Source organism: Aphanizomenon sp. CS-733/32, assembly GCF_028330045.1.
Lineage (GTDB): Bacteria > Cyanobacteriota > Cyanobacteriia > Cyanobacteriales > Nostocaceae > Dolichospermum > Dolichospermum gracile.
Genome location: NZ_JAQMSE010000116.1, coordinates 1 through 12,469, shown reverse-complemented (window position 1 = coordinate 12,469; position 12,469 = coordinate 1). Strand labels below are relative to the sequence as shown.

Here is a 12,469-nt window from a genome sequence, read left to right as displayed (position 1 = left end):
ACTAGAAGTCGCAGCTACACAGACGAAACCCACCTTCGTGGGTTCAAAAGCCTTGATTTTTCGTTAGTCCACGCAGGTGGACTTTGTTTGTGTAGTAGCGATTTCTAATCGCCGGAAACTTTTCAAACATCCTCTAAAGCAGCATTTGCTTCTGCCACGTCTGCTTGGGTGATAACTTGCCGATCTTGATAATCTCGTTGATTACGGTTGAGATCAGCTTGTGCAGATGAGACTGTCCATTGCATTAAGTTAGATTCAGAGGTAATTTGTTGGTCTAGTGAAGCAATTTGTCCGGCCACCTGGTTCAGTTGTTGTTGTGAATTGTGGATATTACCGATTAATTGACTCCTCATTGTCTGGATTTGAGAAGTATCAATAGTTGCCAGGATATCCCCTTGCTTCACTACTTGATTATTGGCAACTGAAATACTATTAATAATCCCTTCTCTAGTTGCTTGAACTAACCGTAACTCACCGACGGGACGAACAATAGCCTGAGATTTGACCGTTACAGTGTACTTGCTCACGGATGCTAACCCAACCGCCAAACCAACACTACCAACAATCAACCAACCACTCAGAATCATCCAGAAGTTTCCTGACGGTAAAAACTCATCTGTTCGGATTATAGAAAGACTATCTGAATTGTATGATTGGTAATGATCAATTGAATGATTCATGTTCATAAACTGTAAAAATTACTGCCATCAGTTGGATGATTTTGTAATCTGAACATTCATAAAGGATTGAGTACCTAAAAAATTGAGATATTCTCCAGCTTCAATCTGAAAATCTTCTGGTTTACCCTCCATTTTTAAGCGACCATCCTCTAGCATAACAATCCAATCAGCAAGTTGAATAACACTGGGACGATGACTAATTAAAATAGTAGTTTTTCCTTGGCGGTGTGCAAATAATTGAGATAAAACCTGTGCTTCACTAATCGGATCTAAACCAGATGTTGATTCATCTAAGATTAGAATTTGAGGATTATTGGCGATCGCTCTAGCTATAGCTAAACGCTGCCGTTGTCCTCCAGAAATATTAGAACCAAACTCACCTAAAACAGTTTGATATTTATCAGGAAGATTACTAATAAATTCGTCAGCTTCGGCAATTTTACAAGCTTTCACTATTTGCTCAAAGGAGATCCCATTCCCTGCCAATGGATGATGGCTGGTAAGGGTAGCTTATTAGGGTGATCCAAAATATCGGCAGAGGCTTTACCGGAACGGGCATTGAATCCTAGAACTTCAGCCCCGCGTCGCGATTAGAATCTGGAAACCAACTCCCATTTCTGGAGTAATGCGATTAAAAACCCCAGCCCCTTCAAGATAGAGCGACTGGAGCAAATTACTAAGATCTATTTTCAAAATTAGGAGTGCGATTTCACTCATGTAGGGGTTTAGCAGTTTGCTTTACCCAGCAACGCCGTGAATTAATAACCATCACCAGTAACGACTGGTGGTGGAACTACAACTGGGACACATCCAGAGTTTAATTTAGAACAGGATTTGTTAGATTTTCCACTCTTGCTTCTTCCAGACTTGCCAGATTTACCAGCACAGCCACCGCTTAATAGGGATTCTTCTTGCACGGACAGTTCACTGAGGAAGTTTTCGATATCGGTGAATAAATCAAAGCTGTGTGTAGAATTTTTCATTTGATATTACCTTTCCTTGTTTGCTGCGTTGTTGATTCAGACGAACGAGACCCATTCAATGTTCACATCTATCACTCAGAGGAGGTATATATACCTTAAAGTTTTTACACTGCAAGTTTCTCCTAGCTAAACTTGTAATAAAAACGATGTAAACTATGTAGGGTAAAGCTTTTAGGGATGATCGAAAAATGAAGCTCTAATCCGTTCTTAGTATTTAAGATGCAGGTCTTGTTTCTTAACTGGATCAATCTTAGTAGATTTAGATAAGAACAATCAGCGGTGAGATTACTGAATTTATCTGAATGAATATCGGTAAACCAAAAAGTTTTTTAGAAGTCGTGCTATACCAGCATTTCAGTTAAATATAGGAACACCACAAAACCACCCATTAGTTGGTAATACTAGCAATATCTGCCAGAACGAAGCGATCACTCTATTACTAATGGTGTTTGTACTGATCGTATTTTCTTTCTTTAGAATAGCTTAAACTACTTCATGATAACTTAAAATATGAATTGAATCAACGACAATTTTTAACGTCAACCTACTTAGCATGGGAACGGCCATATTGAATATTCATCTCAGTGTCCACTAAAATAGACATCTGGTGAAAATTATCCTAGGAACAATTCATGAATTGTCCCTACAAGAGTTTCGGGTTATGCACATTTAATTATCGGAGATGTCTAATGATCAGCTACATCATTAATAAAGTTGGCCTCTCATCATGTTAGAATTAGAATAATATTCATAATTCCGACCGACTTTAAGTAGTTTAACTAGCCAAATAAGTGCTATTAATTGCCTAATTTCAGTTTCATCTACCGCCTTATTAAGACAACGTATCTACTGTAATGGTTAACTCTGCTACTTCCCCCGTGAACAATCGTAAGCCTTCTAAAGTCGAAGGTATCAAAGAAAATAGTAATTTTTTACGTGAACCTGTTGCCACTGAGTTACTTCAAGACACGACGCATTTTAGTGAAGACGCAATTCAGATTCTTAAATTTCACGGTTCTTATCAACAGGATAACCGTGATAACCGGGTTAAGGGTCAGGAAAAAGATTACCAAATGATGTTGCGGACAAAAAATCCCGGCGGGTTAGTACCTCCTGAGCTATATTTGGCTTTGGATAAATTGGCTGATGAATATGGCAATCATACCCTCAGAGCTACTACTCGCCAAGGCTTTCAACTACATGGTATCCTAAAAAAGAATCTGAAGGCGGCGATCGCTACAATTGTCGAAAATCTCGGTTCAACTTTGGGAGCTTGTGGTGACATTAACCGCAACGTCATGGCTCCGCCAGCCCCCTTTAAAAATCGCTCAGAATATCAGTATGCTTGGGAATATGCCCAAAATATCGCTGATTTACTTTCTCCCCAAACCGGTGCTTATTACGAAATTTGGTTAGATGGGGAAAAAGCCGTTAGCGGCGAAGAACATCCAGATGTCAAAGCAGCGCGACAAACCAATGGTAATGGTACTATTATTCATGATTCCGTAGAACCTATCTATGGAACTCACTATATGCCCCGCAAATTTAAAATTTGCGTCACAGTTCCGGGAGATAATTCTGTTGATTTATATTCCCAAGATTTGACTTTGGTAGTGATTACCAATAAGAAAGGTGCATTAGCAGGATTTAATATTTTTGCTGGTGGTGGTTTGGGTCGCACTCATAATAAAGAAGAAACCTTTGCCAGAACCGCTGATCCCATTGGCTATGTAGCTAAGGCTGATGTATATAATCTTGTAAAAGCTATAGTTGCGACACAACGAGATTATGGCGATCGCACAGACAGACGACACGCGAGATTAAAATACTTAATTAATGATTGGGGTGTAGATAAATTCCGCACTCAGGTAGAAGAATACCTTGGTAAAAAACTCGAACCATTTAAACCCCTGATTCAGTTTAAATATAAGGACTTCTTAGGCTGGAATGAACAAGGCGATGGTAAACTCTTTTTAGGTATTTCCATTGAGAATGGGCGTGTCAAAGATGATGGTACATTCCAACTCAAAACCGCTTTGCGGACAATTGTTGAGCAATTTAATCTGCCAATTCGCCTCACAGGTAATCAAAACCTACTATTTTACGACATCGCACCAGAAGACAAAGCAGCCATTCAAGAGATTCTGGATAACTGCGGCGTTGTTGCCGACCCCGAGCAAATAGCAGCACTAACAAGATATGCTATGGCTTGTCCAGCCTTGCCTACCTGCGGTCTAGCTATTACAGAGTCAGAACGGGCAATACCTGGAATTTTAGAGAGAATCAGGGCTTTATTGGATAAACTGGGTTTACAAAATCAACATTTTGTGGTAAGGATGACTGGTTGCCCTAACGGTTGCGCTCGTCCTTATATGGCAGAATTGGGTTTAGTGGGTAGTGCGCCAGAATCCTATCAAGTTTGGTTGGGTGGTTCACCACATCAAACCCGGTTAGCACAACCTTTTACAGAAAAACTGCACCACAATGATCTGGAAAGTTTCCTAGAACCGATTTTTGTCTTCTTTAAAAAGTCCCGCACACCAAAAGAAAGTTTTGGGGATTTTTGCGACAGATTGGGTTTTGATGCGATTCGGGAATTTGTGGCTAACTACACCCCAGGAGATCCTACCAGCAGTGGTAAATCCCGTCACCGTGTGAGTCTGCGGGATGATTTTTACGCTCAACTCAAGGAAACGGCGGAAAAACAAGAACGACCGATGACTGATTTGGTACATGAGGCTTTGGAGAAGTATTTCCAAACTCTCTAAAAATATAGCAATCCTATTTGAGTTGAGAACTTATCGGTCAGTGAAGGGAACAGGGAACAGGGAACAGGGAACGGGGAACAGGGAACAGGGAATAGGGAATAGGGAACAGGGAACAGGGAGAGAAATTTTCTTTATTCTTCTTTATTCTTCCTTATCCTTATCCTGACTCCTGACTCCTGACTCCTGACTCCTGACTCCTGACTCTTTAATCAATTGTCTGACAATCTCGTAACCACAGTTTAACACCTTGAGCGATCGCCCCATTACTACTATCCCTGGGTGGTACAATCGGTGGTTTAACTGGATAACTGCTGGTTTGGGAAAACATCATCACCACAGTCCAGCCAATATTAGTTTTTGTCAGAAATAGCCTGTGGAATTCTTGTAATTCTACGGCTTTTTTATGGATATATTTCCGTTCTAATGTAGTAAAGAAAACCTGTCTGACACCCTCCCCATTATACTTATCTCCATGATCAATACCTGGATTTAATGGTAAAGATTTAAACTCTGGTTGACCCGCAGCCAATATATAGGAAAAAGTATCAACACTCCGTTTGAGAAGACGAGAACGTTGAATTACCCGGTTAGTATAGCTAGGTAAATCCAGCATCATCTGGGTTGTTAAAGTTTCCAGACTTTGCTGAGAACAAGAATTATCAATTTCAGGATTTACAGGTTGAGAAGGAATATTTTTAGCATAAGCAGGGGAGTTAAATACTAGAAATATCAGCAAAGCTATCAAACACCTGAGTGAAGAGATAGGGGACAGGGAAGAAATTTCCTTCTTTTTTCCTTCTTCCTCCTGACTCCTGACTCCTGACTCCTGACTCCTTCTTCCGACTCCTTTATTCATCACACTGTTTTTAACTCCTCAACAATCTGATTCCAGGCTAACTCAGGTTCAGCCGCAGCGGTAATGGGACGACCGATAACTAGATAATCTGCACCGGCTGTGATAGCTTGGGAGGGAGTAAGCGATCGCTTTTGATCTCCTTTCTCAGCCCAACTCGGACGCACACCTGGACAAACCAGTAAAAAATCCTTTTCACAACTTGTTCTTAATTGTTGCACCTCTTGGGGAGAACAAACAACGCCATTTAAACCAGAATTTTGCGCCAACAGTGCCATTTCTAAAGCAAATTCTGGCAATTCGAGCGGAATTTTCAAATCAAACGCCAATTGTCGCGCCGAAATACTGGTTAACAAGGTAATAGCGATTAACTTCGGTGGTTCTGTCCCAGCTTTTTCCGCCCCAATTTGCACAGCTTCCGCCGCCGCTTTTAAAGCATCTTTACCACAAGTAGCGTGAATTGTCAATAAATCTACCCCATACCCAGCCGCAGCGCGACAAGCACCGGCGACAGTATTGGGGATATCGTGAAATTTCAAATCGAGGAAAATCCGCTTTTCTTGAGATTTGAGGATATCCAGAATCTTGGGACCTGTGCTAGTAAACAACTCCAAACCAACTTTCCAAAAAGTGACTTGGGGAAGTTTATCAACAAGAGCGATCGCACTCTCTAAATCTGGTACATCTAAAGGAACAATAATTTTTTTAGTATTCATAATTTTCATTATTACTTCTTACATATTATCCAATTTATTAAGTAATGGGACAGAATTAATTACACAATTGATTTTTCTGTTCCCCGTTCCCAGTTAGGAGTTCCCTCTCTCAAGGAGTGAATTTAATTGTGTTCACCTACTTAATCAATTGTTTTCAAGATTTAGCTAAGGGTAAAGGCTTTCCATATTCTTGATATTCAGCAATTAACATTCCTATCACTTCCTGAGCATTTTTCACAGCTTCTTCATACGTATCACCATGAGTATGATATTTTTGAGTAGGAAATTCAGGTAAATGAACTAAATAACATTTATCTTCACTACTCCATTGAATAATGATAGTATAAGGTAAATTCATTCTTGTGATTTCTCCTCTTGAATTGATTTTAATTTAGCTAATTTCTCGTTAACTTCGTTTTCTATATATATTTTAGCATCATCTCCATCTTTGCCAGATATGGTAATAGGATCTTCTGGTAATAAAGGATGATACCAACGGGTATGACTTCCTTTTGCTGAACGGTAAATAAACCCGGCTTTTTTGAGTAAACTTTTTAATTCTCTGATTTTTTTCGGCATTTTTCAACGGAAATATTATTAATGTATATGAATTGATGTTAATTTGATACCAATTAGCAATGAGAAACCTTGACTAAAGATATTGAAAGCTGACTATATTTTTTATTTCCTGACATAAGTTATAAATAGTAATGATGCTTTTTGCAGACTTTCCCAATTTAATTAAATTTGTTTTCTTAAACACTCATGTCTTCAACTCCCCAGTATCTTAGCGGTAACGATATTCGTCAATTATTCCTCGACTTCTACACCCAACGGGGACATCAACCGCTTCCGAGTGCTTCCCTTGTTCCTGAAGATCCGACTGTGCTGCTGACGATCGCAGGTATGTTACCATTTAAGCCGATATTCCTGGGACAACGGACACCGGAATTTAAACGCGCTACGACTTCGCAAAAGTGTATCCGTACCAATGATATCGAAAATGTGGGACGGACTCAACGCCATCATACATTTTTTGAGATGTTGGGGAATTTTAGCTTTGGTGATTATTTTAAACCCCAGGCGATCGCTTGGGGTTGGGAATTATCTACTCAAGTCTTTGGTTTCTCTCCTCAAAATCTCGTTGTCAGCGTGTTTGAGGAAGACGATGAAGCTTTTGCAATTTGGCGCGATACTATTGGTGTAACGGAAAAACGCATCAAACGCATGGGTGCGGATGATAATTTCTGGGTTTCCGGTGCTACTGGTCCCTGTGGTCCTTGTTCGGAAATTTATTATGATTTTCACCCAGAACGCGGTGAAGATAATATTGATTTAGAAGATGATACCCGATTTATCGAGTTTTATAACTTGGTTTTCATGCAATATAATCGGGATGCGTCAGGAAATTTAACCCCGTTACAAAATAAGAATATTGACACGGGAATGGGGTTGGAAAGAATGGCGCAAATCCTGCAAAAGAAGCCGAATAACTATGAAACAGATTTGATTTTCCCGATTATTGAAACTGCGGCAAAAATTGCCAAAATTGATTATTACGAAAGTGATGAAAATACGAAAGTTTCTTTAAAGGTAATTGGTGATCATGTCCGTTCTGTGGTTCACATGATCGCTGATGAAATTCGCGCTTCTAATGTGGGTAGGGGTTACGTTTTACGGCGGTTAATTCGTCGCGTCGTCAGACATGGGAGATTAATCGGAATTTCTGGAGAATTTATTAACCAAGTTGCAGAAACCGCAATTTCTCTTTCGGAATCAATTTACCCAAATTTGCGACAAAGAGAAACTGCAATTAAAGCCGAATTGCAAAGAGAAGAAAGTAACTTTTTGAGGACTCTTGATAGAGGAGAAAAACTATTAGCTGAAATTATCCAAGAGGTAAAACAAAAAGGATTAACTTCTATTAGTGGTGAAAGTGCTTTTACTCTCTATGATACCTACGGTTTCCCATTAGAATTGACCCAAGAAGTTGCTGAAGAAAATGACATTACTGTTGATGTTGATGGTTTCAACGCAGAAATGCAAAAACAAGTAGAACGTGCAAAAGCTGCACATGAAACCATTGATTTAACTGTTCAAGGTTCTTTAGATAAACTTGCAGAACATATTCACTCTACACAATTCATTGGTTATACCCAATTAACAACAACTGCAAAAATCGAAGTTTTATTAGTTGCTGGTGTTTCCGAAGAAGCAGCAGAAGCAGGAACCCAAGTGCAAATTGTTTTAGATAAAACACCTTTTTACGCTGAATCTGGGGGACAAATTGGCGATAAAGGATATATTTCTGGTGATGGTGTTTTAGTCAGAATTGAAGACGTGAAAAAAGAATCTGATTTCTTTATTCATTTCGGACGCATTGAACGGGGAACAATTAGAATTGGTGATGAAATTACCGCACAAATAGATACCGCTTGTCGTCGTCGCGCTCAAGCTAATCATACAGCAACTCATTTATTACAAGCTGCTTTAAAGAAAGTTGTTGATGAAGGAATTTCTCAAGCTGGTTCTTTGGTTTCTTTTGATAGATTGCGCTTTGATTTTAACTGTCCCCGTGCTTTAACTGCTGAGGAAGTTATTCAAATTGAAGGATTAGTAAATAGTTGGATTTCGGAAGCTCATTCTGCTACAATAGAAGAGATGCCCATAGCCGAAGCAAAAGCTAAAGGTGCAGTCGCCATGTTTGGAGAAAAATACGGTGATCAAGTGCGCGTGATTGATTTCTCTGGCGTTTCAATGGAATTATGTGGGGGAACTCATGTTAATAATACTGCGGAAATCGGCGGTTTCAAAATCATTGCTGAAGCCGGAGTTGCGTCTGGGGTAAGAAGAATAGAAGCGGTTTCTGGGGCGGCGGTATTGGATTATTTGAATGTGCGTGATATAGTAGTGAAAGATTTGTGCGATCGCTTCAAAGTTAAACCCGAAGAAATACCCGACAGAATCACAACGTTACAAACCGAACTCCGCAACAACGAAAAAGAAATTCAAAGTCTAAAATCACAACTAGCAATTGTTAAATCTGACAGTTTATTACAAACTGCGGAAATCATCGGAGAACATAAAATTATTGTTTCTCAACTGGAAGATATTGACGCAGAATCATTAAAATCTGCTGCGGAAAGATTGCTGCAAAAAATCGGTAATGGTGCGGTGGTTTTAGGTTCTATTCCCGAAGTAGGAAAAGTGAGTATCGTTGCAGCTTTTAGTCCTGAAGTGAATAAAAAAGGTGTCCAAGCTGGAAAATTTGTGGGAACTATAGCGAAAATCTGTGGAGGTGGAGGTGGTGGAAAACCCAACCTCGCGCAAGCTGGGGGAAGGGATGCAAGTAAATTACCAGAAGCATTAGAAACTGCAAAAACAGAATTGCAAACATCTTTAAGTTAAGACCTTGTGGGGTAGGCATCTTGCTTACCCTGTATTTTGCTATACTGTTTTTGACACCTTTTCAAGTGCATCAACGCAACATCCTGACTAATATTTTATGACTATTGACGCTTTTGTTGATAATGGACATACCCCAGGTAGAGAATTTTCTGAGCAATTTCTGTTAAGTCCTGAATTTACTGTTGAAACCCTCAAACCTATTCTATCAGGTTCAAGTCGGCTGAAAAAGGCTGAATTAGCAGCCGAGATAGCCAACGCACTTGACAAAGGTAAGGTTACTCCAGAAACAATATTACTGGAATATGTGAAACAGCGAAAAACATGGTTAAGTTTGAAACAGGGTACTCATGTTCTTACACCAAATCTAAAACCTGCTGCATTTTTGTTAAAAGAGTTTGGGGAGGATGGTTGGTACGGACCAATTCAGGAAGCAAATCAACCCCACAAAAAATGGTATATCCGAACTCATAAAATTGATGATTCAGGTAAACGACCAGATAAACGTGATATTCGTTGGTCTGTTATTGCAGAAGTAGGAAAAGATTATGTAGCTTTATTTTGGAATGGGTTTAGTTTGAGTTCAACAATTAGTGAACGTATAGAAGCTATTCAATTTCCATTTTGGCATCATATTCCTGGATTTATTGATGAATTAGCTAATCATTGTCAAGCAGACTGGAAATTTCCTAATCTTCATAAACTTGTTCTGCATGATATGTGGGATAAATATCTTAATAAATCAATAGATGGTATTGCTTATAAATGGAAACACTTACGCATTAGAGCAGAAGCATCAGGACTGGCTATAAATGCTCGCAGTGCTGGAGTTCCAGAGATTGATGTCAGAGGATTACAAGCTTTGTCAGAAAAACTAGCTGAGTCGGTTTTACAGAAACTGGGTTTGGTAGGTGATTCTGGTAAAATGAGTGATGCTGAAGATGCAATTGTGTTAACCTTGATCAAAGAGTGGGGTACTAAATCTTATGAGTTTCAACTGGACAGGGAATTAACTGCGATTGAAATGGAGACAGAGACAGACGAGTTAAAAAAAGTTAAAATGAAGTGTCTCATCAAAGCACATTGCTATTTTGGAGAAAAATCTAACACAACGCAAGATTCTCTTCAGCACATAAAGTGCTATGGTAGTAGTACCTCTGTTCTTGAGTTTCTACTAAAAGAACTTGAACTTCAAGGCTAAAGTTATGACTAGCTTCATCCATAAGGGTTATTTGGACTTCTTATCTGAAAAACAGAAGGCTGAACTGAGTAAGCATTTTATGTCGGCATCAACCAATGATATGATGCCGCACCAACTTGCTGTTCAGTTGGGTATAAAATACTCTGATGCTCTTGCAGTCTTAACGATACTTGAAGAAGAAGGACTCTGTGAAATGAAACTGCTTATATATCATAATTGTGAACCAGATGTACCCGCTGGTGCTATTCCATTTGGTCAAGGCTTTCCTAACTTGCCATGGTTTTGCCCGCTTTGTGAAAAGAGTGTACATGATTATAATGAGTTATCTTATGATTTCATGGCACATTTTGTGAAACAACGTGAACTTGTTTAATTCATTTATGTCGAAGTCAGATGATGAAGTTGTTAAAGAGTATTACCAGGCACGTAAAGTATTAAAGGATAGAGGAATTAAACTTAAGTCTTATTTATATAAAGCAGATACCAGAATTTCTGAATATATAGATAAACTTAATAATGCTTTAACAAATAAAGAAACACAAAAAGCTGGTACGCTACTAGAACAGATTGTAGTGCTAGTTTTTAAAGGTCTAAAGGGTGTCCAATCAATTAAAAGCTTTCAATCAGCAGGACCTCAGTATGATTTGTTAGTTAGTGGTGATGATTTTGAATGGCAAGAAGTCTCCGATGCTCTATATCTTAATGGAAATCAGAGAGATATAGTAATTGAGGCGAAAGCTACACAAGATCCTTTACCACATAAACAATTTGCTCGATTATGTAGCATTATGGAAAATGAGCTTCTAAGAAGTGCAGGTCTGGGAATTTTTGTTACATTAAACGGAGCAACAGGTTTTCCTAAACGAAATAGCCCAAGGCAAAGAGCAGTTAGCGATTGTAGACTTCTGCAAATAATTTTTCATGCTAGAACAAATAAAATAATCATTGTTTTAGACAAGGAAGATTTATTTGAATTATCGAAAAATGGAACTTTAATTGAACTATTAATTAGAAAAATAAAAGATTTATCTGAGTTAAGTGGTCTTCCTACCGCTTCCGTTGAAAATTGCCAGGAAGATGTAGATTTACCACCTCATTTACAAGTTCTTTTATAAATCTAATAATTGAAAATAAATTACAACATCACCTTTTATAAATTCTGCCATGCTGCATCTTCCTCTGGTTTTAACCAATCTTTTCCCAGTGAAGATTCACTCATAATCTTAATTTCTAGCATCTTATTTTGTTGGTGCTTGGTTTGCAAAAACTGGACAAAATCTAAGATTTCCTGTAACACAGGTTCAGGTAGTTTTTCTAACTCTTGCGTAATTTTTTCTTTAATTTTCATTGAATTTTTACCATTTTATAACTGTCAATAAATATCATATCAAATTCAGCAGTAATTATAAAGTAATTAGATTTATATATTTACTGCTACTTGACCAACTTCTGTAGAAGGTTTGGGTATAGGTTTTCCATCTTCTTTTAACACTTCTAAATACAATTCTATAGCTTCTTTAATGAGTTCTTTTGTTTCTTGTAGGGTATCACCACAAGCCACACATCCGGGTAAATCTGGAACATAAGCAGAATAATTGCTACCTGCCCATTCATAGACTACTGCATAATTTTTCATTATTTGTCCTCCAGTTGTGCTTGGGAAAAAATACTCTTTCGAGTTCCTTCCGCTAAGTCTTTACTAAGTTTACCCGCTAATACCACAATATCAGTGCTGACAGAGAATTCGTGGGGGCAGAATGGTTAAGTTATTTACTGCTTGAACCAAATATTCCATTCCGAATCAGGATTCGTCACACTGATTTAATTAGTGATACAGAAAAGACTCTTCCAGGTAGCGTCATT

General features: G+C 38.6%; 13 protein-coding genes and 2 pseudogenes. 6 read left to right on the top strand and 9 right to left on the bottom strand.

Going from position 1 to position 12,469, the window contains the following annotated elements; translation table 11 throughout:
• Window positions 1-122 precede the first annotated feature (122 nt).
• From PN471_RS08880 to PN471_RS08870, 3 genes and pseudogenes are all read right to left on the bottom strand, one after another.
• Complete coding sequence (locus tag PN471_RS08880; RefSeq protein WP_271776537.1) at window positions 123-680, bottom strand: biotin/lipoyl-binding protein; 558 nt, start codon at window positions 678-680, stop codon at window positions 123-125.
• Window positions 681-707: 27 nt separating this feature from the next.
• A pseudogene (locus PN471_RS08875) lies at window positions 708-1,151 on the bottom strand (ATP-binding cassette domain-containing protein); the annotation flags it as partial.
• Between the two features lie 287 nt (window positions 1,152-1,438).
• On the bottom strand, window positions 1,439-1,663 hold the full coding sequence (locus PN471_RS08870) for a hypothetical protein (protein WP_193890745.1): 225 nt from the start codon (window positions 1,661-1,663) through the stop codon (window positions 1,439-1,441).
• 854 nt (window positions 1,664-2,517) lie between these two features.
• Here PN471_RS08870 and sir point away from each other — a divergent pair.
• The gene (sir, locus tag PN471_RS08865) at window positions 2,518-4,431 is read left to right on the top strand and encodes a sulfite reductase, ferredoxin dependent (protein WP_271776536.1); all 1,914 of its coding nucleotides are present in this window, start codon (window positions 2,518-2,520) and stop codon (window positions 4,429-4,431) included.
• A gap of 205 nt (window positions 4,432-4,636) precedes the next feature.
• Here sir and PN471_RS08860 read toward each other — a convergent pair whose 3' ends face one another.
• The 4 genes from PN471_RS08860 to PN471_RS08845 all read right to left on the bottom strand — a co-directional run bounded on the left by PN471_RS08860 (window position 4,637) and on the right by PN471_RS08845 (window position 6,579).
• Window positions 4,637-5,287, bottom strand: coding sequence for a hypothetical protein (locus PN471_RS08860; protein WP_271776535.1), 651 nt, complete (start codon window positions 5,285-5,287; stop codon window positions 4,637-4,639).
• Window positions 5,287-6,000, bottom strand: coding sequence for an orotidine-5'-phosphate decarboxylase (pyrF, locus tag PN471_RS08855; protein ID WP_271776534.1), 714 nt, complete (start codon window positions 5,998-6,000; stop codon window positions 5,287-5,289). Before pyrF ends, PN471_RS08860 begins: the two co-directional genes overlap by 1 nt.
• Before the next feature lie 154 nt (window positions 6,001-6,154).
• Complete coding sequence (locus PN471_RS08850; protein WP_271776533.1) at window positions 6,155-6,358, bottom strand: type II toxin-antitoxin system HicB family antitoxin; 204 nt, start codon at window positions 6,356-6,358, stop codon at window positions 6,155-6,157.
• On the bottom strand, window positions 6,355-6,579 hold the full coding sequence (locus PN471_RS08845; RefSeq protein WP_271776532.1) for a type II toxin-antitoxin system HicA family toxin: 225 nt from the start codon (window positions 6,577-6,579) through the stop codon (window positions 6,355-6,357). The genes PN471_RS08850 and PN471_RS08845 overlap by 4 nt, the downstream gene beginning before the upstream one ends.
• Before the next feature lie 186 nt (window positions 6,580-6,765).
• Between PN471_RS08845 and alaS the strand changes: the two genes are divergently transcribed.
• From alaS to PN471_RS08825, 4 genes are all read left to right on the top strand, one after another.
• The gene (gene alaS, locus PN471_RS08840) at window positions 6,766-9,408 is read left to right on the top strand and encodes an alanine--tRNA ligase (protein ID WP_271776531.1); all 2,643 of its coding nucleotides are present in this window, start codon (window positions 6,766-6,768) and stop codon (window positions 9,406-9,408) included.
• A 97-nt stretch (window positions 9,409-9,505) separates the two neighbouring features.
• Window positions 9,506-10,606: a hypothetical protein gene (locus tag PN471_RS08835; protein WP_271776530.1), complete on the top strand. Its 1,101-nt coding sequence runs from the start codon at window positions 9,506-9,508 to the stop codon at window positions 10,604-10,606.
• A gap of 4 nt (window positions 10,607-10,610) precedes the next feature.
• Window positions 10,611-10,979, top strand: coding sequence for a hypothetical protein (locus tag PN471_RS08830; protein WP_271776529.1), 369 nt, complete (start codon window positions 10,611-10,613; stop codon window positions 10,977-10,979).
• Window positions 10,980-10,986: 7 nt separating this feature from the next.
• Window positions 10,987-11,721 carry a hypothetical protein gene (locus PN471_RS08825; protein ID WP_271776528.1) on the top strand — a complete coding sequence of 245 codons (735 nt, stop codon included), beginning with the start codon at window positions 10,987-10,989 and terminating at the stop codon, window positions 11,719-11,721.
• 35 nt (window positions 11,722-11,756) lie between these two features.
• Here the strand turns inward: PN471_RS08825 and PN471_RS08820 are convergent, their stop codons facing one another.
• Window positions 11,757-11,954, bottom strand: a complete 198-nt coding sequence (locus tag PN471_RS08820; protein WP_271776527.1) for a DUF2281 domain-containing protein — start codon at window positions 11,952-11,954, stop codon at window positions 11,757-11,759.
• Between the two features lie 72 nt (window positions 11,955-12,026).
• On the bottom strand, window positions 12,027-12,242 hold the full coding sequence (locus PN471_RS08815) for a type II toxin-antitoxin system HicB family antitoxin (protein WP_271776526.1): 216 nt from the start codon (window positions 12,240-12,242) through the stop codon (window positions 12,027-12,029).
• An 89-nt stretch (window positions 12,243-12,331) separates the two neighbouring features.
• On the opposite strand from PN471_RS08815, the pseudogene PN471_RS08810 reads away from it, so the two are divergent.
• Window positions 12,332-12,469: pseudogene (locus PN471_RS08810) on the top strand (IS4 family transposase); the annotation flags it as partial.